At 39.1% G+C, this 23404-nt stretch carries 22 protein-coding genes; 11 read left to right on the top strand and 11 right to left on the bottom strand.

What is annotated here, in order from left to right:
* Positions 1–779: 779 nt before the first annotated feature.
* Both ACKTS5_RS05580 and ACKTS5_RS05575 read right to left on the bottom strand, forming a co-directional pair.
* The gene (locus ACKTS5_RS05580) at positions 780–1478 is read right to left on the bottom strand and encodes a LytR/AlgR family response regulator transcription factor (protein ID WP_408042861.1); all 699 of its coding nucleotides are present in this window, start codon (positions 1476–1478) and stop codon (positions 780–782) included.
* Positions 1478–2542 (bottom strand): sensor histidine kinase, encoded by a 1065-nt coding sequence (locus tag ACKTS5_RS05575; protein WP_408042860.1) that lies wholly within the window; start codon positions 2540–2542, stop codon positions 1478–1480. Before ACKTS5_RS05575 ends, ACKTS5_RS05580 begins: the two co-directional genes overlap by 1 nt.
* A gap of 212 nt (positions 2543–2754) precedes the next feature.
* Between ACKTS5_RS05575 and ACKTS5_RS05570 the strand changes: the two genes are divergently transcribed.
* Entirely contained in the window at positions 2755–3792 is a 1038-nt protein-coding gene (locus ACKTS5_RS05570) for a DUF4405 domain-containing protein (RefSeq protein ID WP_408042859.1), read from the top strand.
* Between the two features lie 185 nt (positions 3793–3977).
* On the opposite strand, the gene ACKTS5_RS05565 is transcribed toward ACKTS5_RS05570, so the two are convergent.
* Genes ACKTS5_RS05565 through ACKTS5_RS05545 form a run of 5 tightly spaced genes read right to left on the bottom strand, consistent with a single transcriptional unit; the run spans position 3978 to position 7426 of the window.
* Positions 3978–5087, bottom strand: coding sequence for an alkene reductase (locus ACKTS5_RS05565; protein ID WP_408042858.1), 1110 nt, complete (start codon positions 5085–5087; stop codon positions 3978–3980).
* Positions 5088–5091: 4 nt separating this feature from the next.
* Positions 5092–5478, bottom strand: a complete 387-nt coding sequence (locus tag ACKTS5_RS05560) for a cupin domain-containing protein (protein ID WP_408042857.1) — start codon at positions 5476–5478, stop codon at positions 5092–5094.
* Positions 5456–6025: a hypothetical protein gene (locus tag ACKTS5_RS05555; protein ID WP_408042856.1), complete on the bottom strand. Its 570-nt coding sequence runs from the start codon at positions 6023–6025 to the stop codon at positions 5456–5458. The genes ACKTS5_RS05560 and ACKTS5_RS05555 overlap by 23 nt, the downstream gene beginning before the upstream one ends.
* A complete protein-coding gene (locus ACKTS5_RS05550; RefSeq protein WP_408042855.1) occupies positions 6003–6434 on the bottom strand; it encodes a DoxX family protein in 432 nt (143 codons plus the stop codon). Before ACKTS5_RS05550 ends, ACKTS5_RS05555 begins: the two co-directional genes overlap by 23 nt.
* Positions 6431–7426: a polysaccharide deacetylase family protein gene (locus tag ACKTS5_RS05545; RefSeq protein ID WP_408042854.1), complete on the bottom strand. Its 996-nt coding sequence runs from the start codon at positions 7424–7426 to the stop codon at positions 6431–6433. Before ACKTS5_RS05545 ends, ACKTS5_RS05550 begins: the two co-directional genes overlap by 4 nt.
* Positions 7427–7517: 91 nt before the next feature.
* Between ACKTS5_RS05545 and ACKTS5_RS05540 the strand changes: the two genes are divergently transcribed.
* Both ACKTS5_RS05540 and ACKTS5_RS05535 read left to right on the top strand, forming a co-directional pair.
* Positions 7518–8360, top strand: a complete 843-nt coding sequence (locus ACKTS5_RS05540; RefSeq protein WP_408042853.1) for an AraC family transcriptional regulator — start codon at positions 7518–7520, stop codon at positions 8358–8360.
* A gap of 13 nt (positions 8361–8373) precedes the next feature.
* The gene (locus ACKTS5_RS05535) at positions 8374–8979 is read left to right on the top strand and encodes a carboxypeptidase-like regulatory domain-containing protein (RefSeq protein WP_408042852.1); all 606 of its coding nucleotides are present in this window, start codon (positions 8374–8376) and stop codon (positions 8977–8979) included.
* A gap of 4 nt (positions 8980–8983) precedes the next feature.
* On the opposite strand, the gene ACKTS5_RS05530 is transcribed toward ACKTS5_RS05535, so the two are convergent.
* Entirely contained in the window at positions 8984–10864 is a 1881-nt protein-coding gene (locus ACKTS5_RS05530; RefSeq protein ID WP_408042851.1) for a WG repeat-containing protein, read from the bottom strand.
* Between the two features lie 96 nt (positions 10865–10960).
* Here ACKTS5_RS05530 and ACKTS5_RS05525 point away from each other — a divergent pair, with 96 nt between their 5' ends.
* The 8 genes from ACKTS5_RS05525 to ACKTS5_RS05490 all read left to right on the top strand — a co-directional run bounded on the left by ACKTS5_RS05525 (position 10961) and on the right by ACKTS5_RS05490 (position 18030).
* Positions 10961–12301 (top strand): NAD(P)-binding domain-containing protein, encoded by a 1341-nt coding sequence (locus ACKTS5_RS05525; protein WP_408042850.1) that lies wholly within the window; start codon positions 10961–10963, stop codon positions 12299–12301.
* Positions 12302–12457: 156 nt separating this feature from the next.
* Positions 12458–13624 carry an MFS transporter gene (locus tag ACKTS5_RS05520; protein WP_408042849.1) on the top strand — a complete coding sequence of 389 codons (1167 nt, stop codon included), beginning with the start codon at positions 12458–12460 and terminating at the stop codon, positions 13622–13624.
* On the top strand, positions 13596–14138 hold the full coding sequence (locus tag ACKTS5_RS05515; protein ID WP_408042848.1) for a sigma-70 family RNA polymerase sigma factor: 543 nt from the start codon (positions 13596–13598) through the stop codon (positions 14136–14138). Before ACKTS5_RS05520 ends, ACKTS5_RS05515 begins: the two co-directional genes overlap by 29 nt.
* A 4-nt stretch (positions 14139–14142) precedes the next feature.
* The gene (locus tag ACKTS5_RS05510; protein WP_408042847.1) at positions 14143–15183 is read left to right on the top strand and encodes an ArsO family NAD(P)H-dependent flavin-containing monooxygenase; all 1041 of its coding nucleotides are present in this window, start codon (positions 14143–14145) and stop codon (positions 15181–15183) included.
* 142 nt (positions 15184–15325) lie between these two features.
* Positions 15326–15802, top strand: coding sequence for a hypothetical protein (locus ACKTS5_RS05505; RefSeq protein ID WP_408042846.1), 477 nt, complete (start codon positions 15326–15328; stop codon positions 15800–15802).
* A 45-nt stretch (positions 15803–15847) separates the two neighbouring features.
* Positions 15848–16861 (top strand): hypothetical protein, encoded by a 1014-nt coding sequence (locus ACKTS5_RS05500; protein ID WP_408042845.1) that lies wholly within the window; start codon positions 15848–15850, stop codon positions 16859–16861.
* Between the two features lie 121 nt (positions 16862–16982).
* On the top strand, positions 16983–17564 hold the full coding sequence (locus tag ACKTS5_RS05495; RefSeq protein ID WP_408042844.1) for a TetR/AcrR family transcriptional regulator: 582 nt from the start codon (positions 16983–16985) through the stop codon (positions 17562–17564).
* A gap of 1 nt (position 17565) precedes the next feature.
* Positions 17566–18030 (top strand): hypothetical protein, encoded by a 465-nt coding sequence (locus tag ACKTS5_RS05490; protein ID WP_408042843.1) that lies wholly within the window; start codon positions 17566–17568, stop codon positions 18028–18030.
* Between the two features lie 502 nt (positions 18031–18532).
* Here ACKTS5_RS05490 and ACKTS5_RS05485 read toward each other — a convergent pair.
* The 3 genes from ACKTS5_RS05485 to ACKTS5_RS05475 all read right to left on the bottom strand — a co-directional run bounded on the left by ACKTS5_RS05485 (position 18533) and on the right by ACKTS5_RS05475 (position 22376).
* Positions 18533–19414, bottom strand: a complete 882-nt coding sequence (locus tag ACKTS5_RS05485; protein WP_408042842.1) for an AraC family transcriptional regulator — start codon at positions 19412–19414, stop codon at positions 18533–18535.
* A 35-nt stretch (positions 19415–19449) separates the two neighbouring features.
* Positions 19450–20064, bottom strand: coding sequence for a class I SAM-dependent methyltransferase (locus ACKTS5_RS05480; RefSeq protein ID WP_408042841.1), 615 nt, complete (start codon positions 20062–20064; stop codon positions 19450–19452).
* A 1118-nt stretch (positions 20065–21182) separates the two neighbouring features.
* Positions 21183–22376 carry a lytic polysaccharide monooxygenase gene (locus ACKTS5_RS05475; protein ID WP_408042840.1) on the bottom strand — a complete coding sequence of 398 codons (1194 nt, stop codon included), beginning with the start codon at positions 22374–22376 and terminating at the stop codon, positions 21183–21185.
* Positions 22377–23404 lie beyond the last annotated feature (1028 nt).

Below are 23404 nucleotides of genomic sequence, written 5' to 3'. Positions count from 1 at the left end.
GCAAGCTCAAATAAAAGAGCTTGCTTTTTTATTTGAGTGAAACGAAGATTCTTTTGTTGATTTTCAAAGCGGAGCTTTGTCAGGAAAAACCTAGTTAATCCTGCATACCCATTACCAACCTTTCGGCAGGATTCTCCAACGCACCGCCTGGCTCTTCATTATTTGAGGTCTACTAGACCTCAAATAAACATTCAGCCCTTGCCGAGGTCACGAATAAATCAACAAAAAGTTGAATCTGAAGCAAGCTCAAATAAAAGAGCTTGCTTTTTTATTTGAGTGAAACGAAGATTCTTTTGTTGATTTTCAAAGCGGAGCTTTGTCAGGAAAAACCTGGTTAATCCTGCATACCCATTACCAACCTTTCGGCAGGATTCCCCAACGCACCATCTGGCTCTTCATTATTTGAGGTCTACTAGACCTCTAATGAACATTCAGCCCTTGCCGAGGTCACAACAAGCAGAAAGTCCATCCTTTTTAGGATGGATTTTTTTTATGTTATAAAGCGAATGCAAAACCTTAGTTTTGGATAGAGCGTAATAACTTAAAAAAATTACGCTTCGCGTAAGGGACTTTCTATTTTCAAGAGAGAGCTTTATCAGGAAAAACCTGGTTAATCCTGCATACCTATTACCAACCTTTCGGCAGGATTCCCCAACGCACCATCTGACTCTTCATTATTAGAGGTCTACTAGACCTCGAATGAACATTCAGCCCTTGCCGAGGTCACAACAAGCAGAAAGTCCATCCTTTTTTAGGATAAAACTAGTTCTGCAATAACGCTATAGCAGCCCCTCTAAAGCTTCTCGATACTGCTTACCAATAGGGATTTCAAGACTGCCTATTTCCACATCATTTTTAGTAAAAGCCGTTACCTTTTCCTTGTTTACTATATACGACCTATGAACACGAAGAAAATTACTATCAAGTGCCAACTCCATGGCCGACAAACTGTACTTCACGAGATGAGTTTGCGTATCTGTAACTATCTTAACGTAGTTTTTAACGCTCTCAACAAATAAAATGCGATCAAAAACTACCTTTACCTGCTTTCTATCTTCAGTCACAAACATATACTTCTTTGCCTCTGTAGGGTTCTCAGATGGCTCTATGAATTGCTTTCCTCCTGACTGTGTTAACTTGAAACGAGCTACAGCCCTTGAAAAACGTCCAAAAGTAATGGGCTTCACCAAGTAATCCACAGCAGCCAGCTCAAAACCTTCCACCGCATAATCTCGATAAGCAGTAGTGAATATTACTGCTGGTTTTACCACAAGATGCTTATAAAAATCGGTTCCCAACAAGCCCGGCATTTGGATATCTAAAAATATTAAATCCACGTCCTTTGTCGCCAAAACATTAATGGCTTCAATTGCACTGCTACAACTGGCTACAATTTCTAATTGGGTTATTTTTTCGATGTGGTTGGTCAATAGCTTTCTTGCCAAAACCTCATCGTCTACAATCATACAACGGTACATTACTTCTTTTTTAACATTAACTGAATGAAATATTTATCTTCCTTATCAACGATACGAATATCGTGTTCCCCGGGATACAACAATTCCAATTGCTGTTTTACATTCGCTAATCCAAGACCTTTTTTCATTGACATCTCCGCTATTGATATGGGCTTGGTATTTTCAACTACAAAGAAAAATTTATCTGCTTTACAAAACAACGACACCTTCACTGTAGCCATTTTTAGCTCCTGACTCACGCCGTGCTTAAAAGCATTTTCCACAAAAGTAAGCAACAATAAAGGCGCTATTTTAAAATCTGTGATTACCTCTTGCTCAAAAGATATCAAAACTCTTCCTTCATAACGAATTTGTTCTAACGCCAGATAGTTTTCTATCAAGTCAATTTCCTTTTGAATCGGTACAAACTTTGATTCTGTTCCGTACAACATATACGATAATATATCTGAAAGTCGTTCTATCACCTGAGGAGTTTTATCAGATTTCTCAACACTCAATGCATACAGATTGTTTAAGGTATTGAACAAAAAATGAGGGTTTAGCTGCTGACGTAACTGTCTTAACTCCTCCACTTTCTTGTGCTCCTTTGCCTTGCTATGTTCGTACTGTTTTTCATAGAACTGTAAGGCCGTCAGAAAGAATAATGGCTGTATATAAAACAGCGGAAGCTCCCAGAATACAGCCTTCACATCAAAAGTTCGCTGCCATAACGTCAAATGTCCAAAGCTCTCTATAAAACTCAAGTAACAAGTTGGATACCTAGGTTCTAAGACATTCATCCGCATCCACACATACATAAAATTCACTATTAAAAACAGCCCAACCAATTCAATTCCTGCTAACCACCACTTTCGGTACTTTTTGTATCGGGGTACAATGAAGTACAATACGGTATAGGCTACGATAATTTGAAAAAACAAGTGCATACCATAGGTCACAACTATTTCCTCAACAGAGGTAAAGCGCTCACGAGCAGATGTCGTGTAAAAAGAAAATACCGCAACCCAAAACAATAGATGCTTATACAAAGGTGTGGCAAGTACGGTGTTAATTATAGACTTCATTGTAGCGCACAATGTACAATAATTAGCCTTGCTTCCTGCTTTATTGCGTCCAAACTATAGTTTTTGGGTACATACTCAATCTTTTTGTATACAAAACTCAAAATTACTTTCTATCCCCTAACTAAACACCTTTGTCCTCTTTTAGTAAAAGACCTTCCGATAGGCCCTAGTTTTGAACTTCAAATTTTACTGAACTACTTAATACAGTACTTATGTCATCAAAAAGAAAAATCACCAGTATTGGTATCGCCATTAGCTTTTGCCTGTTAAGTGGCACCGGAATTGTTATGTATTTCCAACCCTTTCAAAAAACCACCGCTTCCATACATACGGTTTTTGGCTTGGTATTTCTGCTCTTAGCAGTCGGACACATCATAAACAACCTACGTCCATTGAAAAACTATTTCCTAAACACTAAAAAAACATTCCTAAGTTTTCAAGCGAGTATCCTCGCCAGTGTTTTATGCCTACTTTTTATGGGACTTTTTTTCAATATCCAAGGTTTTCAGTCGATCTATAACTGGGGAAACACCTTCAGAAATAGCTTGGAAGGAATTACTACCTTAGATGACGGAACCCAGCGTATCGCAATCAACAAATCACTAAACGACCTCAGTTTTTCCTTTGACGTCAAAAAGGGACCAGCTTTCCGCTATCCTATGATGGTCATTTGGTTAGAAGATTTGGAAGGAAACTACCTAGAATCGCTCTTCGTTCCGAAAGCCATGGCTACGAGTGAATATCACAATGCCAAACCCGATGCCCAAGGGATTTGGAGACCTGGAATTGTCAGACGTCCTGAATCACTGCCATACTGGGCACATAAACGAGGAATTCCCGCAGCTGATGGACTCATGATTCCTATGGGAAATGCTCCCGATTTGGATGCCGTATCCGGAGCTACTCCCACTGACGATTTTATCATTACCACACAAACAAGACTTCAAAAGCTACAGAAATTCCGAATCTTACTAGAAGTAAATCAATCCGATGATTGGAATGCTTATTTCCACAAAAACCGATTCCCGAACGACAGCATTTACAGCGGTGGTGGACGCGTAGGTCAACCCGCCCTCATTTACGGAGTTACGGTCGACCTCAAAAGTTTTTCTACCTCCAAAAACTTTTTGCTTGAACCCATTGGTCACAGTCACCCTTCGGGAAAAAACGGCACGATGTATACCGACTTATCAACCATCAGTACCGCTTTCCAAATCTTTGATAGAGCGCTGGTAAAAATATCCAAGTAAAACAACAAAAATGATCCCCAACACCGCAGTGTTGAGGATCAAGTGATGGACTCCCCCGTTATAGCCCGTCCTCACCTAAATTTTAGTATTTCTTCACGAAGTGTTTCGTTCAAAATAAGCGGTCCTCAACATAACAAGGTATCGAGGACCCGCTTACAACAAGTGAAAAAAGGGATGCTATTTACTTAATTTGACAGTGCTGGATAATCTGTATATCCCACAGCAGTACCACCACCAAACAAGGTATGCGTATCTGTAATTTCATTTAATGCTGCATTTACAGCTACCCGCTTTGGATAATCAGGATTGCTAATAAACTTGCGTCCAAACCCGATAAGATCGACTGTTTTTGTAGCTAGTAATTCCGCTGCATCTTTAGGTTGTTTGTTTCCTGTTGCGATGATGGTATTGGAAAATTTCGATCGCAAGCTTTTTCTAAATGTCATTGGTACCTGAGGAGCATCGTCCCAGTCTGCTTCACACAAATGCAAATACGCAATACCTAAAGCATCCAAGGCTACAGCCGCTTCCATAATCGTCTCTAAAATTTCAGGGTCGTCCATGTCTTTAAACTTGATAAACGGCGATAATCGCACTCCTACCCGCGAACTCCCTATTGCCTTCACCACCGCTTTTGTAACCTCCAGCAACAAGCGAATTCTAGCTTCCTTGCTCCCTCCGTAACCATCTGTTCGCTTGTTAGAATTACTGCGAAGAAATTGGTCTAGCAAGTAACCGTTAGCCCCGTGAATTTCTACACCGTCAAATCCTGCTGAAACAGCATTTTTTGCAGCCTGTGAAAAGGCGTTTACTACTTCCTCAATATCTTTCATAGTCATTTCCCTAGGAGGGTCTACAGGAACAAAAGTGGCATCACCATTAGGAGCACCATCAAAGATGTACACCTGTGTATCGGCAGCTGGTATTGCGGAAGGTCCTAGAGGTTGTAATCCTGTCACTTTTGCTGAAGAAACTCTACCTACATGCCATAACTGTAAAAAAATCTTCCCACCCTTTTCATGTACTTCTCGTGTGACCAGCTTCCATGCTTCTACCTGCTCTTCCGTATAAATACCGGGGGTGCGTGCATAGCCTTTTCCTTGTAAACTAATTTGTGTCGCTTCAGAAATGATCAAACCAGCGGAAGCTCTTTGTCCGTAATAGTTCGCCATTAACTGATTGGGAACATCCCCCGGTTGCGTACTTCTTGAACGCGTCATCGGTGCCATTACAAACCGATTTTTTAAGGAGAGCTGTTTTAAGCAGTACGTGCTAAATAACGCTTCAAATTTCATCTTCTTATTGTTTAAATTCTATTGTTGTAAATATTAATAGGGTTTTCCCCGTATTTTCTAAATTGTGCACAAAGCTGTTTTCCTCGGTCAAATCAGGAAAACACTTTACATCACCTTGCTTGTAATTTGTTTCAAGCACCTTACCATCACCGTAAAAAGAACGAGAACTTCCATTACTCTGTGCAATGTATACATACGGCAAGGCATGTTTGTGAAACGGCAAGGATTGCTGTGGTTCCAAATGCGTACTCCAAACCCGTATGCTCGAATCTTCATAAACCAGTAACTCTCCTAAACTCCTGTTATTACGAGCCTCGCGTAAGGATGCTTTCAAATCTTCTGTCCACGGATAAAACCAGTTGTGAACTTTATTTATTTCTTTTATTACCATCTACTTTGACTATAACTATTTTATTTTTCCTCTTATCCTCCAACCAAGTATTCAATAGATTACGACTTCGCACTGTTAACCACCCGATTGTAAATCCTACAACTGCATGTATCACAATTTGAAAAAAGAGATACCTAAAATCCCCATTGTGGAGATCGGCCTTAAAAAAGTGATGCAGTACCGTTCCTATAAATGCAATGGGTACTAAAGGTTTCCATTGCTGAACCCATTCCAGAAAAATGATACTACCGGCTATAAAAAACACCAATATCATATCGATATAAGGCAACAACACCTTTATACTTTCGGGCTCGGCCAGTATTCGAAGCTTGTACTGAGTTGCAGCATAACTAATCGTAGCCCCCACCAACATGGCTAGTAGAGCTCCCACTGCCTGTTTAACAGTAACGATATACATAAAGTACAAGGCCCACATAAAAAACAACAAGGAACTCATCAGTGACACTTTTGCACTGAGCAGTACTACCAACGCTGCAATCACTCCTACTAACACGCCGTGATAGCTACAGGTTCTCAATTCTTTCATCGCTAAAGTTTTTTATTAAAAAATCAATCGAAAAATCATTCTTCTCGCCACAAAACAACAAACCACAAATGGCAAATAAGTACAACATTTGTCCTTGTATCCACGACCATTGTTCAGCAAAACAAGCCCCAATCATCAACACAATCAACATACTTCCTCCCCATATCAAAGCTCTTTGCGTATACAAGCCGATCACTATAAGCAGTCCAATCCCAAATTCCAATATCGGCAACAGCGTTCCCCAACTAAACACCAACCAATTCGGAAGCATCGTTTCTTCAAACATCCCTAACATCCAATCTCTAAACTTCGCTAATTTGGACAACCGCACACCTCCCCTGAGGGTTAATCCAATTCCTACAGCCACACGGAGTAGTAAATAGGCCCATTTATTTCTTGAATCATTCATTTGTTACGATGGTTTTCAGTGACACTTCCTTCTTGGTGTAATGCATTTTCTGCATTTTCTACAGGTGTATTTGGGTCATCTTTTACCAGACGAGCGATGGCATCTTTACGCATAAAAACAACTCCCCGATGTTTTTTTGCATACTCAATAAACTCATCCATTATATGGACTAGCGCTGGTGAACCTCCAATCCTGTCATGTAAACTCACTGACATCATTCGCCTGTGTTCTAATCCTTCAGAATAGAGCTGATCAAACTCTGCCTTTAATTGCGCCAAAAACTGATCAGGGCTCCAGTGTTTCCCCGCTATGTTTACGATATCATTATTTCTTAGGGTATAAGGAATTACTACAAAGGGGCTGTTTCTCACCTGCACAATAAAAGGTTCGTCTCTACTCACATCATCAATATGATATAAAAAGTTTAGGTCTTGTAGTACTTTTAAGGTATTCGGACTTCTGCGGAGCCAATTAGAATTGTATCCAACTCCTCGGAATCCCGTAATGGCTTGGACGGTATCTATACCTTTTTTCACAAAATCATATTCCTGTTGGTAAGTCAAATTCCATTGATCATCCCAAGCAATGCCGTGGGCAGCAATCTCATGTCCTTTATTCGCTATGGCTTTTGCGACTTCTGGATACCGAATAGCAGCCTCACCAACCACATGTGACGTAACTTTAATTTGGTGCTTATCCCATAAGCGAAGCATGCGGTAAATTCCCTCCCGAGCCCCGTAGCGAAACCAACTCTCAGCAGGTAAGTCTACCTGATTAGTAGGCAAAGGATTTCCCGAAAAAGGACTTTCAGCTCCCGCTGGTTGTCCACCCGTTTCGAACTGCATCGACATGGAAATTACCAAACGAGCCCCATTGGGCCAATGTTGGATTGGTGGCTTTGAAATTGTAGCAAGACCTCCCGAAAAAGTACAACTAGCACAAAACATTCCTAGTAACAAAACCACACTACTTCTATTCACACTGTTATTCATTGTATTAACATTTTAAACACAGTTCAAAATTACCGTAGAACACCCGCAAAATATTTGTAATTTTAAAGCCTATTATTGTAAAAAAACACCCATGAAACGAATCTTTAGCAGTAGGACTTTCAATACTTTTCAGTTAGAGCTCGAAACTTGGCCTTATCCAGAGCACACCCATAATTTTTACGAAATTATACTCATCAATCAAGGAAGGGGGCAACACATACTCAACGATAGCACAGTTCCTTATGAAGAAAACAGTGTTTTTTTATTAACTCCTGACGATTATCATGCCTTCCAAATTCAAGACCCAACGACTTTTACGTATATCAAATTCACGGAGCAATTGTTTCGTGAAAAACACTTCAGCACCTACGATAATCAGTGGATTAAAAAAGTGGAAAACGCCCTTTACAAACCGAATACTATTAGTGAAAACTTAGTCATCGACCCTAATGACAACACTTTATTATTTACACTATCTAAAGCTCTTTTACAAGAATTCAAATCTCCTAAACGCTATTCGCGAAACTTGTTACTAGAACTTTTTGGAGCCGTCCTTATCATCCTCATAAGAAATCTTGAAAAGAAGAATCCTCCTACGAGTAATACCGTATATATAGAACAACAGAAGCTTCAGGCGGTTCTAGCACATATCCGTCAACACCTCAACGACAAAACTTTAGTAACTCAAAAGTATATTGGGACAACTTTCAATATATCTCCTAACTACCTCAGCAAATACTTAAAAAAACATACGGGACTCGGTTTACAAAAAATTCTTACAGAAACGCGTTTAAAAACTGCCGAGCGCTTGTTGCTACAGAGCGGCTTAACAATAAGTGAAATTGCTATACGTGTAGGTTTTACTGATGCTAGTCATATGAATAAAATATTTCAAAAATACCGTGAACGCAATCCAAGTTCATACAGAAAATAACTAACTTGGAGGCATGAGAAAGAACCTACTTTTACTAGTATTAATAGCACTGCATCAAGGTATCCATAGTCAATGCGACACTATCAAAGGTCGGATAATTTCATCGATAAGCTTCAATCCAATTTCAGGAGTTGACATCCAACTTAAAAACGACACTGTCACTACCAAAACCAATTCTGAAGGATACTTCCACTTCGTTCCTACAACAAATTCCGCTTCCTTTAATCTAGTCTTAAATTCGTATGGCTACCCTGAACAAACCTATCGTTTTCGCAGTAAATACTGTACTAGAAAACACATCAAAAACATTGTATTAGTCGATAGCTGTTCAATAAATGCAACCCGAGCAAAACATGACTGGAAACAACAACGAGTTCGACTTTTCATCGACAGTACCCGTTTAACTAAATCCCTGAGTGATCTCCAACGAGAATTTGAACAAAAATTCCATTGTAAACTCATCGTGTATAACGAAAGTAAGCATTTCAAAGAGTGCTTAGTACATTACAATAGCTATGTACTAAAGCGTTTACGATTGATCTTTGGCAACTTGTGGCAAAGAGAACGCTATCCCTTTATCCTCGGTAAAGAAACTAGACATTCTTGTTTGGGAGGCTAGGCTATTAATTATCATAACTATCCATAAGGCCCGTGGGGAAATAGGTCTTTTTGTACCAAAATTGAGCCGGATTGATACTCGCTGGAACTTCATTACTATACACCTCTTTCACCGGACCTCCCAACGATTCTTTATAACGTAAGCGGGCACGTACAACAGTTTTGATAGCCCCCTCATAGCGTGGTACCCGAAACTCCCAATAGTGTAAATAGGGTAAAAACAAAGTGTGATAACTATTACCACACCAGCTGGAAGGTTGATACTCAATTGCCTTCCATTCTCCTTTTGTTGTTTTCGCTTGAAGTACCAACGGTATGCGACTATCTTGTGCATCAAAAAACAGGGTATCCTTTGCAGCGTTCACTATTTGCAACGACAGGCCTTTATCTATTTTTTTAGAACCGTTTAACGTATCCGCATTTAGGAGTACTTGAAGTCTTTGTTGATTCTTTACTAGTTTTCCTTTCCAAGGTCGATACATATTTTCAGAACTCGCCCAACCTCCTGCCCCACTGTACTTAGGCAATTCGGGCGAAGCAGCTATTGCATTTGCCCTCCTCATATAATCAATATTAAGGACAGCGTTCACCCTGGTAGTACGTTTTTCAGGAACACTTCTGATGATTTTCCCTAGTGAATTTACATAACTCAGCTTCTCCTTCTGGTCTATCATCAACAACTGTCCATTCATAAGAGACATAACAGATAAAACATTTGTTAATTTCGTATAGCTTTGTGTTTTTGTACTCCACAATACCAACACATTATTCATTTTTTCTATCCCTTCAAAACAGATCAAATCACTGTAGCGATAACAATCATAAACCTCCATATCAAGATTCTTAAACTCCTTGATTCTCGTTCCATCTAGACGAATCATTTGCCAAATTCCATTTCCTTTCACCAGAGCTACGTCGTTCATATAGGGAAGCCCATTCCGATTTTTATCATAACTGATTTCTTCATATCCATGATCACTTACATACTTTCCGTGTTTGTTTATCAAACGCCAAGTCCCATCCTTTAATTGAGCAAAACTAACTCCTTTGGTAAAGGGTAAAACATTCGTAAACTTTGTTGTTGTAAGCAATAGCTTCCCTTCCAATGAAACGATACCAATTCCCTTTTCATCAGACGAATTGCCATTCAGTTTTACCACTGCAAGTCCTTCTGAAAATCGTCCTGTATTACCGTATAAAAAATCCCACGGTTTATCCTTCAACGAAAACAAGTGCTCCCCCTTTTCATTGACAACCCAATCTTCATCCGTATCCATTGGAGTCACTTCAAAGAGTCCTCCTTGTAATGATCTGATATATTCAAACTCTCCCAAACCAAACAATTCTTTCCCTGTTTGCTTTGCTAACAAAGCTAATTGATTGTCTTTAGAGCATAAAAGATACCTTGCTCCTAAGGCTCTCACCCTATCCCATGAAATGTTGTTTACAACATCTCCTTCTTTATCTATGATACTAATTTTCGAATCTGTTCCAAAAGCTTTAAAGTAAGGAGAATCTGGAATGGGAATAAGCTTAGTATAATCGTGATCGAAGAGTAGCTCACCTTTGCTATTGATCAAATAAGGTTTTGATTTTTTAAACACCACAGCAACCTCTTTTTCAAAAGACCAAGCCATATCATAAGTCGGAGCAATTACCCATGTTCCTGTATTGTCAATATACCCAAAATGACCAGCTATCCGCGCGGGTGCTAATCCATTAGCAAACATCCCTAAGTTTCGAAACTTCGGTTTAATAACAGGGATACCCTTACTATCCATTACCCCTTTTAGTCCCTGTTCTTCTATGGGAATCAAAAGTTGTTGTCCAAACATTACGGTAAACGAAAAGTAGCATAGGATAAAACCAGCGAGGTATTTTTTCATATCACAAACAATTTTAATCAAAGATACGCAAAATAAGAGTCCCGATGCATCATTTTTAAATCCTTCCGTCTTCTAAGGTGAACAAAACACTACGTGATGGAAAAACAACATTTACCAATAGCCATTATAGGAGCAGGACCAGTAGGGCTTGCAGCTGCTGCTCAGCTACACCGTCGCAAGCTCCCCTTTATTATTTTTGAGGGTGGAACCTCGGTAGGAAACAACTTGCGGTCTTGGGGACACGTGTCTGTATTTTCGCCTTGGAAATACAATATAGACGAGGCAGCAAAAGCATTACTTCAAGCTTCTCATTGGAAAGCTCCCGACAAAGATGCGCTCGCCACAGGAAATGAAATTGTAAGCCAATACTTACAACCTTTAGCAGACCTTCCACAAATAAAGCCGTATCTTAGACTCAACACCAAAGTACTCACTATCAACCGAAAAGGTATTGATAAAATGAAGACTTACGGCAGAGAACAACGCCCTTTCTCTATAAAAGTAGAAGTACAAGGAAACTATCAATACTATGAAGCCAGTGCCGTTATTGACGCTTCAGGAACTTGGAACCAGCCCAATCCTATTGGATCTGGAGGTGTATGGGCACAAGGTGAAGAACAGCTCAAAGATCATATCTTTTACGGAATTCCCGACATTAAAGGAATTCACCTCGAACGCTATAAAAATAAAAGCATCGCAGTGGTCGGAAGTGGTCATTCCGCCATTAATGCATTGCTCGATTTAGCCGAAATTCAAGAGCAGTACCCAGAAACAAAAATATCGTGGATTTTGCGCAAAGAACAGGTTCGTGAAGTATATGGTGGACAGGAAAATGACGCCCTTGAAGGACGAGGAAAACTAGGAATTCGTATACAAACCCTTGTCGACAGTGGTCGGTTACATATTTACACCCCATTTCACATTTTGGAGGTAGCAACCCATCAGCACAAAATTCAACTGATAGGTAAACATCGTGAAGAGGATACCGTATTAAAAGATATTGATGAAATTATCAGCAACACCGGATCTAGACCCAATTTAAACATGCTACGAGAAGTTCGAGTAGACCTCGATGCCGCATTGGAATCTGTATTCGACTTAGCAACGTTAATCGATCCAAATATTCACAGTTGTGGTACCGTTAGGCCTCACGGAGAACGAGAGCTACGTCATCCTGAAAAAGATTTTTACATCGTAGGTTCAAAGAGCTACGGTAGAGCACCAACTTTCTTGATGGCTACAGGCTATGAACAAGTCCGATCTATTGCCGCATATTTAGCCGGTGACAAACAAGAAGCTAAAGAAGTAGCACTTAATTTACCAGAAACAGGAGTATGTAGTAGTGGCATCGGTACTAGTGAAAATACGGTTGCCTGCTGTGAACCCCCAAGTAGTCCAACACCTAAAAATTCCGTTGCCAATAGCTGCGGATGTTAACCTAATAAACACCTTATTAACGATGAAAAAAAGGAGAGTAACCATTACTATAAACCCGACTAAAACCTCAGGCAGCTGCTCAAAGAACAGCGTAAATCCCGAGTCAGCCTCCAAAGAGCAGGCTAAAAAAACAACTGTAAAAAACTCGTGTTGCTAATGGACAACCCCACGCTTTTAAAAAGCTCCTCATTACGAGGAGCTTTCGCTGCTAGTATTACCATGTCTTTCGCGGGTTTGGGAGATGCCCTTCTGTACCCGATACTTCCGGTGTATGGGAAAAACCTCGGTTTTAGTGTCATTGCCATTGGCATGCTCCTTTCTATCAATCGTTTTGTTCGCATTTTAGCCAATACGTATATTGCCAATCTCGTGCGTCGCATGGGAGCTAAAAAAATACTTCTAGCCACCTCTTTATTAGCGAGTATCACAACCTATCTCTATGGTATTGAATGGGGGTTTCTTCTCTTTTTTATCGCCAGAATTCTGTGGGGTTTATGCTATTCAGGACTAAAAATCGCAACCCTTGACATCGCTTCTAAAAGTGGTAAGCACACCGGTCTGGCCTTTGGCTTAAGTCAAGGAATCAAAAACTTAGGTCCCCTACTTGTATTGTGGTTAGGTCCTTTACTCATAGAAACTTTTGACACCTCCCTAAGTTTTACGCTCGTAGCAATAACGAGTAGCCTTGGAGTACTATTTGCTCTTACTATACCAACAAATACCGCTACAACTGCGATTAAAAAACAGACGGTAGTAACTAGTAAAGCTACTTTTCGATGTACCCCAGTCAATTTACTCGTATTTATGTTGGCCATCAGTGTGGACGGTGTTTTGGTGGTCACCCTTGCGCAACTGTTTCAAACCAATACTACAAATTCCATCGACCTACTGAGTACTATAGCGCTATACTTGCTTTTCAAAAAAATAGGTACTATTGTCTTTTCAATAGTAGGTGGCTATATCAGTCTGCATTTTTCTGCGACACATTTGTTTTACTACGCAGCTATCGGATGTATCTTGGGGTTGATATTCATTGGACTGGGATACCTCACAACAGGAATACTCCTATCGTTTGTACTCAATCCGGTAGTTGTCTCTTTTGGCCCAGTAATGGCCATTAAAACCACAGGCAATGCCCTCCAAGCAATTTCCAGCACAAGTACTTGGTGGGACTTAGGAGCTGCACTTGGTGCGCTGCTTGGAATTTACCTTTTAAACCATTTGGGAATACCACTGCTCTACGTATCTTTAGGAGTCCTCAGCGGTATTGTTTTTTTAAATTTTCATAGACATTATGCAACAACAAGTAGTTCAACTTTATAATCCTTTACTCAATTACGTTAAAAAACGCGTTCGCAATATGGAGGACGCTGAAGACTTAACTCAGGATGTATTTTTAAAGCTTGCCAAATCTGACGAACAGCAAGTTAACAACCTGAAAAGCTGGGTGTATACCATTGCTAGAAATACGATTACAGATTACTACAGAAAAAAACAGCTAGCCGTTGACAGTATGGCAAACGAGCCCCCAGAAGAATTGACTACTGACACGGAAAAATCTAAAGAACTGGCTACCTGTGTCACAGCTTTTATCGAGGAGCTCCCTGAAGAATATCGAGAACTTTTGATACTTTCAGAACTCAAAAATATTCCACAAAAAGAAATTGCGGAACAACTCCAAATGAACTACGTCACGGTACGATCAAAAATTCAGCGAGGGCGTAAAAAGCTGAAACAACTCTTTGAAAACTGTTGTGAAGTAATTCAGGGAGGCAAAGGCAGTATTGTCGATTTTAAAAAACGAAGTGTTTGCAATAAACGTAACTGCGACAGCTAGTACCATGGAAAAAATTTACGACACTTTAATCATTGGAGCTGGGCAAGCTGGGCTGTCTGTTGCCTATTTTTTAAAGAGGCATACTTCGAACTTTTTACTTCTAGATGATCAGAAGCAGCCCGGTGGTGCCTGGTTACATACCTGGGATTCACTTAAACTATTTTCACCCGAAAATTACAGTTCACTTTCGGGCTGGCAACTGCCAAAAACATCCGAAGAATATCCGAGCAAAGCGAATTTTATATCCTATTTAGAACGCTATGAAAAGCGTTACAACTTTCCTATTCAACGAAATACCCTAGTACGCAGTGTCCATAGAGAAAATGAGTATTTCAAAATCATTAGCTCACAGGGTACTTACTACAGTAAAACTTTGGTCAGCGCTACGGGTACTGCCAAAACTCCGTACATTCCTACGTACCCAAACCAAGAGCTCTTTTCGGGACAACAATTGCATTCGGTGCACTATCGATCTCCCCAACAGTTTACCGGGCAAAAAGTACTCATTGTGGGCGGAGGTAATTCAGGAGCACAGGTACTCGCTGATGTTTCAACAACAGCACACACCCAGTGGGTTACTCTCGAAGAACCTGTATTCTTACCCGATCACATAGATGGACGTTATTTGTTTGAAGCTGCTAACGACACCTATTACGGTACTAATCACATTCCAAATAAGCATTCACTTAGCAATATCGTCATGGTGAGCAGTGTTAAAGAAGCCAAAACCAGAGGAGTCCTGAACGCCAAACGTCCTTTTCAAAATTTTTATGAAAATGGAGTCGAATGGAAAAACGGAGCGTCAGAACATTTTGACAGCGTTATTTGGTGTACGGGTTTCAGTCCTAACCTAAGGCATTTAGATCCCTTAGAAATTACCATCGATGGAAAAATTTCTACTCGTGGTACACAAGCGTTAGCGCTACCAAGTCTTTGGTTAGTCGGTTATGGAAACTGGACAGGTTTTGCCTCGGCAACTATTTACGGTGTCGGAAAAACGGCTAAACAAACCGCAAAAGAAATCAAAGCATATCTCGAGAATTAAAATCATCACAGCATCCATTGATAACAGTGCATTCCAAAGTTCCAAGGAAGGTAATCTTTTAAAAACACCTGCCCAATATGCATCAATTATAAAAAAACGCGTCCTAAGCATAAATACTGTTTAATTATAAAACTTACCAATTATGACAAAACACCTTATGCAATTTACCTCTATTTGGGTACTAGGAGCGTTTTTACAATTAGGAACTAGTTATGCACAAAGTAGTTGCTGTGCAACCTTGCCCAAAGAAACTACTATGACGGCAACAGAAACGACTAAAGGTTGTTCGCCCTCTAGTTGTAGAGGAGCTAAAACAAAATTTGGCGAAGCAAAAGTTATCACACAATTGCGCAACCAACTCCTGCAAATAAAAACAAGACTCGAGCAATCCAAACAGCCTAAATTCTCCCAAAGATCCTACGATATCCATGGAATTATTGGAAAAAATGACACAGAAAGTTTGGCTATCATCAGTAGAGAAGTCGCCTTTATAGAACGCGAACTCGCACAAAAAACCAAGCAAACGATAAGGACCTTTGAGCTGCCTAAAAACAAAGCACAGCAAGTAGCCTATTTAAAAACTCGACTACACGATATTGCCAAAGCCCTATACATGTAATTTTCAAGGAGTACTCACCTGTGAGTACTCCCAACTTCTCAACTTATGACTACTCGAAAAATAACTAGCTTGTTTATTGGAATTTCCTTTTTAATTCTTCTTATTTCCGGACTCCTCTCTTTTTTCTTCAAATACAATTACACCGTTGCTAGTATACACACCTTATTTGGTCTCCTCTTCTCAGCGGTAATTGGCGTACATATTAAAAACAACCTACGACCTTTAAAATCCTATTTTAAGGGACCTCTGGTATGGGGAATTTTAATGGTTATTAGTTTTTTTTCCGTCCTCGTCGTATTTGACAGTTTGCCTATTCGAAGTCTAATGAAACTGGGAGTGACATCGAAAATCAATGCTGGATTTTCGAGTGCTACTACTCCCATTATTCCGGTTACCATGGATACTAGTAGTGGTACGAAAATCAGTTTGGATGTAAAAACGGGACCGCATTATTGGAATCCGCAAATCGCCATCTGGATAGAAGATAATAACGGTAATTACATCGAAACCCTCTTTGTAACGAAAGCTACTGCAAAAGGAATCTTTTACGGAGGTCGCAGTAAAGACAACTTTAAGAGTTTTGATAGCGACCAACAAGCCACAACCACTTACCGACGTGTTAATGCACTTCCCGTTTGGTCACATAAACGCGGTATACGATACGCTGATGGACTCTGGGTGCCCAGCAGGGAAATGCCTTTGGCGGATGCTATTACTGGTGAAACTATCTCTCATGATTTCCTCCTAAAAACGAGCACTCAATTAAAAAACAACTTTCACATTTTTATGGAAATCAACGTAGCCTTCGACGACAATGAATACTACTCTTCTTTTGATTTCCCTGAAGACGATGTTTTTCATAATGGAACTGGTCAGCTAGGACAACCTTCGGTAATTTACACGACGCGTATTAATGAAAATGACCTATCAAACTACTACCTCTTAAAACTTGTAGGTCACGGGCATCATTCGGCACAAAATGGAACTATTTACAAAGATCTTTCGACCCTCAGCACTGCCAAAAACCTAATTGAACGCATACTTGTGAAAATTGAATAATAAGCGCTCCATGTTCTAAATATTGGGTAATTCAAGCTTACAACAGACTCAATTACAAACAACCAACAAAAACATACTAACTAGTATTTTTTATCTATATTTGAAAAAAATACTAGTTAGTATGTCAAAAGGAAGCACCACGCGACAACGAATTTTAAAAATTTGTTTTGACCTCATTTACAAGCAAGGGTATCAAGCCACGAGTATTGATGAAATCATAAAGCAAACCACACTTACCAAAGGCGCTTTTTACTATCATTTCAAAACCAAAGAAATCATGGGCTTAGCGCTATTACAAGAATTCATTGGCCCAGCACTAGAAAAACGAGTCTTCCATTCACTGCGACATACTACCAATTTTAGACTAAGCATCTATAAGAGCATTGCTGAACTCCTAGAAGACACAGCATTTTTTGACAGTCGCTATGGTTGCCCGCTTGTCAATCTCATCGAAGAAATGGCTCCGCTTAACCCGAAATTCTCAAAAGTTATGGCAGACTTTTACGATAATTGGCATCGAGAAATTGCGCTAAGCATCCAAAATAACCTTAACCATTGTACAACAGACCCTGAACGTTCAAATCAGATTGCGACCTTCATCATTTCAGGATATCACGGCATTCGAAGTATTGGAAAACTGAAAGGAGCTCCAATATATCAGAGCTATCTACACGAACTACAAAACTACCTAAACACCTTATAACATGCACGACCTATTACTCTTTTTACACGCTACTACCAAATGGTTTGTCGTTACCAGTTTGCCTTTCAGTATACTCTATTTCTATATATCGTACCGTCAAAAAAAAACTATCACTAAGCTACACAACCAAGTTAAGAACACAACCCTAAGCATAGTTCACATACAACTGTTACTCGGGATTCTCCTGTACGGAATTAGTCCGATCACAAACTATTTCTGGGATGATGTAGCAGCGGCGCTCTCCCATTCAGAAATATATTTTTTTGGAGGAATTCATTTTATCAGTATGGTGATTGCTGTCATAATTATTACTATCGGTAACCTCGAAGCAAAACGCGCTACTTCAGATCGACAATACTATAACGTATTACTTATTTTTTGGAGTATCGGTTTTCTGATAATCTTATGTGCTATACCTTGGCCTTTTTCTCCTTTTGTTACTAGGCCCTGGTTTCGATTTTATTAAAACCTCACAACAAAATACCAGAGCACATTATTTAAAAGAATTGGGATTTGAAAAGCACATTACAAAAAAATTAAGGCTATTATAAACTTCGAAGTTCGTTCGGTAGGGATATCCCTTACTTAACTGTTCTACTAATAGAAACGAGATGTTTTCTCCTTAAACGTTAGGGCGGTCTTAGTGCCGCTTTTTTTATTCCCTACCTCCAAAAAAAGTCGAACACTGCTGTCCGACTTCATCATAAACACATTGCTAGTAGACACTAGCATTTAAACCTGCAATTTACAGTCCTGTTAACTACCATACATCCCCATACTACTATATCAACAATGGGACCCATGAAGAAACAGCATACTTCTAGTAGAATTTTTCTCAATGGATATCAGTTTAACGTCTACAAGCTCTCATTTCAACTTTACCCCTTGATTATGAATTTGGCGGCGTAGACTTTATTAGTTATTTACTATAGGTTACCCCCCTTAAAAGTGGGGTAAATGGTTTCCGATTACATTTTATTTTTACGGTAAGCTTCAGCAGTCATATTGGTATGCTTTTTAAAAAAACGCATAAAATATGAACTGTCTGAATATCCTAATTCAAAAGCAATTTCGGTAATGGTATTGTTCGTAAACAACAGCAATCGCTTAGCTTCAATCAAACTTCGTTGATGAATTAAATTCGTTACGGATTTACCCAGTGCTTTTTTCACCAAGCTATTCAGGTGCTTAGGTGATAAATGCATCAATCCGGCATAATCTGCTAACTGTTTGTATTCTTTGAAATGCGCTTCAATCAAAGCTTCTAATTTTCGTAACTGAAAGGTCAAGTAAGCCGGAGCTTCCGTCTTTTTATCCTGAACATAACTTCTGGATATTCGCAAAAGTACCACGTCGAGTAAAGCTTTGACCACAGCCAAACTGGTGACGGCTTCAGTTTGAAATTCAGTATAAATTTCATCAAAGAAAAAATCAATTTTAGCGAGATCGTCATTTAAGTAAGCGACAGGATCGTTTCTAAACGTGTGAAAAAATGGAAAGTGAACCAAGGTGTCCATATTTTCATTTAACAAGAAAAAGCTCTTATCAAAGGATATAACATATCCGTCCACATCGGCATTGAGCACAATTTCATGAACTTGTCCTGGAGAAATAAAAAAAACCGTAGCATTTTTCACCTCGTAACTTTCAAAATCAATGATGTTGGTACCCACTCCCTTCTTTACATACATAATATGGTAGAAGTCGTGACGATGTGCTTCAATGATAAGCTTGCCATCCACCGCAGGTCCCGATATTTTCTCTATACTAAAGTGGTCAGCATCTTTGTTTACCTCCGCAGTTCGTATTTGCCGTATGGGTAGTTCTCTAAATGATTTTTTACTTGGCATTTCTCCAGTTTTTTCACTTCATAATTTACAAAATCCTAGGCGATTTTCTTTCCTAAAAACCGCAGTACTGCACTTTCTCCGTTATGATACCTTCCTTCTTGTAAGGAAACCTTACATTCTTCAAGCATTAGGAATTCAAAGTTTGGAAAAAACTTCTCGATCTCCTCCTCGTCATACATTCGTGCAGTATCTTCAGGACCTCCAACAGCCGGATTCAGCCTGCTCAAAGCTCTGTGATTTTTACTAAAAACTTCCATGATAAAGTACCCACCGACTTTTAGGTAGGACGATAAACGCTCATGCATTAATGTTTTCACTGCTGGGTCAAAATGCACAAAAATATTGGCGATCACATCAAATGATTCCTTCGGATATACTTCCTCTAAAAAAGCACAGGTCTTATAATCAATATTAACTCCTCGCTTCTCAGCTAGTGTCAACGCTTTGCGTTTTCCTTCTGCACTAAAATCGAAAGCGGCTACTTCCCAGCCTTGCGAGGCAGCATACACCGCATTGCGCCCCTCTCCTTCGGCGGGAAACAAAATACGTCCTTTGTCTAGTTCAGATAACACAGATTTTAAATACTCATTCGGACTGCTACCATAAGCCCATTCCTCTTGAGCATACCGTTTATTCCAAAAATCAATCATAACTCAGTCATTAATTTTATCGTTACATAAGCCGCTCAATACCTACAAGGGGTTGCTACAGAAAATACCCAATCACTTCCATAACAACTTCAAACGAGAAGTTTTACTTTAAAAATGATGCTTTCGCAAACTCAAATAAGCATTGTGCCACTATTACTACTCCAGTATATACTATACTGACCTAAATGCTACTGTTGCATTATACTACAAAATTACAACGTGAATACGGTTACAAAGGTGGACTATAAACAGGAAATACAGGACAAAAATACCTGCATTAGTACTTGGACTCTATATACAAATAGCATAGCACTCCCATTTTGCTGAGAGCTCTAGCAAAACACGGTATACCAGACAGCCATGGGGCTTTAATCGTCTTGTTATGAAACACGATCTCTGTTATTGGAAGAAAGAAAGGTCAGATTGAAATACTATTCAATCCAACTTAGACAATCATCAGATTTACATTGCCCCCAGGTGTATCCGTTTTTTTTAATTTTAACATATGTTAATTCAGATTTACACTTTGGACATTCAATTTGTCCACTGGTATCAGGAAATTTTTCAATCATTTCGTTAGCCTTTTCGATGTAGTTGATTTCGTCCATACTTCTGCATTAAATTCCTAAGCTTTTGTTTTAGAAATACGAATTATTGGTTTGGTTTTTTTGATACAATCTCAATAAAACTATAAAAAAATATCCTTTTGTTAAAATAGTTTCTAAATTGTTTTCATTTCTTTTACTATCACAACTAAACAAAGAATATACATCCTATTGATTTACAATATATTCAAGTCTATATCTTTTTTTTTATTTTTTTTTAGAAACTTCATTTTTTTTTAACAAACCTTAACAATTCTAATAATTTATCCTCTTTTTACAGTTAGACCTTCACAACCTAAAAAAGTTTAACCACTTCTTGTTACCGGCAGCTACTACTATTTCACCTCTACCCAATTGGCACTCAACGAAATTCCTACACAACTCCGTTTTTTGGTTGTAATTTTAATGTAGGTTTTAATTAATTAGTAGTTATTAGTTAGTAAAAGAAGTAGTACTCGGGGGAGTCTACTTCTTTTTTTTCTAACAAATGTTTTACAGTAAGTTAATGTTTCACTATTTAATCAATATCTTTCTTCGTTGAACATCACCTGATTCACCTTTTAGTACACATAGATACACTCCCGGCTTAAGACCGACACTTTTAATTACTTCCGTGTGCGTTCCGGTTTGGAATACCTTCCTAACAAACAACCTTTTAACGAGCTGATTACTTAAAGTACTGATAGTCAAGGAGAGTTTTTCTTTGGATGCGGAGACTTTAAACCTTATTTGACTTTGATTGGTAAAAGGATTCGGCTGATTCGATAATAACTCGAAGCTAGCTGTACTGCCACCAGAAGTTTTTGGACAAGCTTTTAGTTTTTCCCAAACTTGCCAAGGACCAGAGTTCTCCATTGGATTATGCCCTTTAGTCCACCATTTTGCCTGAAATAAGTTATTTTGATACGTTACTTGATCACCTTTTAAATAAGTAGCTTCTGCCGCCCAAGCTTTCGCTTTATCACAACCTGTTCCATCACCATCACCATCACCATCACCATCACCGTCTCCGCCACCGGTGCTATCTCCTGGATTTTCGGCACTAGTACCTCCGCCAGAACGAACTACTTTTATATCACTCACAGAATAAAAAGCCTCGTGACTGTGCGTAAACTCACGTTGCCACACACTAAAAATCACGGCTCTTTTCCCAATGTAACTATCCGGAATTGTCGCCTTTATAACCGTATAGTCTTCAGCAGGTCCTTTCCCTTTATGTCCTATCTCTATCAAGTCGTCCCATTTTAATGGTTTTGATGGATCCCAATCAAGTGGAGTGATGTATACCTTGTAATACTCTGTTCGATGTGGTGCGGTGTTGTGCCATTTTACAAAAATATCTCCATAGTTAACCCGAGTCGTTTTCCAATCTTGTTGGGTTGGCCAACTTATTAGTGCATCTAAACAACCGTACTTTTCTGGATTCCCACCACTTGCCAATTGACCGTCTGGCACGTAGTTTCGATGTTTTCCATAATCCGTATGAGGTTGCAAGATAGATCTCCATGAATATACCGATTCGCCACAAGGACGACAGTGATTCCCAGTGGGATTTTCATGACAGTACTTGATTCTACTTTTGGGCCAAATTACTGTACCATGTGCCATAACTGGCTCTATTAATGCTATAAAAATTGCCATAAAAGCAATAGACTTTGCTATTTGTTTCAAACTTGAAACAATCAGGGGTAATTGAAGGGGTTTCATAATTTCTAATGTTTTAATTCATATTATATTAATTGGTAGATAAAACTTACTTGCTATTTATAGTAGTTCCAATTTTTTTATCCAAACAACTAATATTTAACTACCAACAACGTAAATTTCCAAAACAACTTAATCTATACTACAATTCATCGACAGTGCACTACCCTTCATCGGATTTCAATCAAACGCAGCTAAGTTCCCTACTATCTTTGACTTGTAGTTTTAGTTATAGTAGTTATTAGTTAGTTTAAAAGAAGTGTTCCGGGGGGATCGCTTCTTTTTTTTATCTCATTAGCAAGCTCGTATTCCTATCGTACTTAAAATACCTATCGTTTTGCCACTCCTACCATCCAGCTACAGTTAGTTACTCATCATCGTATTTCAACCCAATACACCTCAGTTCCCTACTATCTTTGAATTGTAGTTTTAGTTATAGTAGTTATTAGTTAGTTTAAAAGAAGTGTTCCGGGGGGAGCGCTTCTTTTTTATCTCATTAGCAAGCTAGCAGTTCTATCGCACTTAAAATACCTATCGTTTTGCAATTCCAACCATCCAGCTACAGTTAGTTACTCATCATCGGATTTCAACCCCATACACCTCGGTTCCCTACTATCTTTGACTTGTAGTTTTAGTTATAGTAGTTATTAGTTAGTTTAAAAGAAGTGTTCCGGGGGGATCGCTTCTTTTTTTTATCTCATTAGCAAGCCAGCATTCCTATCGTACTTAAAATACCTGTCGTTTTACAATTCCAACCATCCAGCTACAGTTAGTTACTCATCATCGGATTTCAACCCCATACACCTCAGTTCACGACTATCTTTGACTTGTAGTTTTAGTTATAGTAGTTATTAGTTAGTATAAAAGAAGCGTTCCGGGGGGAGCGCTTCTTTTTTTCATCTCATTAGCAAGCTAGCAGTTCTATCGTACTTAAAATACCTATCGTTTTGCAATTCCAACCATCCAGCTACAGTTAGCTACTCATCATCGTATTTCAACCCAATACACCTCAGTTCTCTACTATCTTTGAA

This window comes from Tenacibaculum litopenaei, from assembly GCF_964514025.1.
Taxonomy (GTDB): Bacteria; Bacteroidota; Bacteroidia; order Flavobacteriales; family Flavobacteriaceae; genus Polaribacter; species Polaribacter litopenaei.
The sequence above is the reverse complement of the archived record's forward strand: the minus strand, read 5'-3'. Positions and strand labels throughout refer to the sequence as shown.

What these genes read in the sequence shown, in the direction of transcription:
- ACKTS5_RS05580 (WP_408042861.1), bottom strand. Translation starts at nt 1,478, where the DNA reads ATGTACCGTTGTATGATTGTAGACGATGAGGTTTTGGCAAGAAAGCTA.
- ACKTS5_RS05575 (WP_408042860.1), bottom strand. Translation starts at nt 2,542, where the DNA reads ATGAAGTCTATAATTAACACCGTACTTGCCACACCTTTGTATAAGCAT.
- ACKTS5_RS05570 (WP_408042859.1), top strand. Translation starts at nt 2,755, where the DNA reads ATGTCATCAAAAAGAAAAATCACCAGTATTGGTATCGCCATTAGCTTT.
- ACKTS5_RS05565 (WP_408042858.1), bottom strand. Translation starts at nt 5,087, where the DNA reads ATGAAATTTGAAGCGTTATTTAGCACGTACTGCTTAAAACAGCTCTCC.
- ACKTS5_RS05560 (WP_408042857.1), bottom strand. Translation starts at nt 5,478, where the DNA reads ATGGTAATAAAAGAAATAAATAAAGTTCACAACTGGTTTTATCCGTGG.
- ACKTS5_RS05555 (WP_408042856.1), bottom strand. Translation starts at nt 6,025, where the DNA reads ATGAAAGAATTGAGAACCTGTAGCTATCACGGCGTGTTAGTAGGAGTG.
- ACKTS5_RS05550 (WP_408042855.1), bottom strand. Translation starts at nt 6,434, where the DNA reads ATGAATGATTCAAGAAATAAATGGGCCTATTTACTACTCCGTGTGGCT.
- ACKTS5_RS05545 (WP_408042854.1), bottom strand. Translation starts at nt 7,426, where the DNA reads ATGAATAACAGTGTGAATAGAAGTAGTGTGGTTTTGTTACTAGGAATG.
- ACKTS5_RS05540 (WP_408042853.1), top strand. Translation starts at nt 7,518, where the DNA reads ATGAAACGAATCTTTAGCAGTAGGACTTTCAATACTTTTCAGTTAGAG.
- ACKTS5_RS05535 (WP_408042852.1), top strand. Translation starts at nt 8,374, where the DNA reads ATGAGAAAGAACCTACTTTTACTAGTATTAATAGCACTGCATCAAGGT.
- ACKTS5_RS05530 (WP_408042851.1), bottom strand. Translation starts at nt 10,864, where the DNA reads ATGAAAAAATACCTCGCTGGTTTTATCCTATGCTACTTTTCGTTTACC.
- ACKTS5_RS05525 (WP_408042850.1), top strand. Translation starts at nt 10,961, where the DNA reads ATGGAAAAACAACATTTACCAATAGCCATTATAGGAGCAGGACCAGTA.
- ACKTS5_RS05520 (WP_408042849.1), top strand. Translation starts at nt 12,458, where the DNA reads ATGGACAACCCCACGCTTTTAAAAAGCTCCTCATTACGAGGAGCTTTC.
- ACKTS5_RS05515 (WP_408042848.1), top strand. Translation starts at nt 13,596, where the DNA reads ATGCAACAACAAGTAGTTCAACTTTATAATCCTTTACTCAATTACGTT.
- ACKTS5_RS05510 (WP_408042847.1), top strand. Translation starts at nt 14,143, where the DNA reads ATGGAAAAAATTTACGACACTTTAATCATTGGAGCTGGGCAAGCTGGG.
- ACKTS5_RS05505 (WP_408042846.1), top strand. Translation starts at nt 15,326, where the DNA reads ATGACAAAACACCTTATGCAATTTACCTCTATTTGGGTACTAGGAGCG.
- ACKTS5_RS05500 (WP_408042845.1), top strand. Translation starts at nt 15,848, where the DNA reads ATGACTACTCGAAAAATAACTAGCTTGTTTATTGGAATTTCCTTTTTA.
- ACKTS5_RS05495 (WP_408042844.1), top strand. Translation starts at nt 16,983, where the DNA reads ATGTCAAAAGGAAGCACCACGCGACAACGAATTTTAAAAATTTGTTTT.
- ACKTS5_RS05490 (WP_408042843.1), top strand. Translation starts at nt 17,566, where the DNA reads ATGCACGACCTATTACTCTTTTTACACGCTACTACCAAATGGTTTGTC.
- ACKTS5_RS05485 (WP_408042842.1), bottom strand. Translation starts at nt 19,414, where the DNA reads ATGCCAAGTAAAAAATCATTTAGAGAACTACCCATACGGCAAATACGA.
- ACKTS5_RS05480 (WP_408042841.1), bottom strand. Translation starts at nt 20,064, where the DNA reads ATGATTGATTTTTGGAATAAACGGTATGCTCAAGAGGAATGGGCTTAT.
- ACKTS5_RS05475 (WP_408042840.1), bottom strand. Translation starts at nt 22,376, where the DNA reads ATGAAACCCCTTCAATTACCCCTGATTGTTTCAAGTTTGAAACAAATA.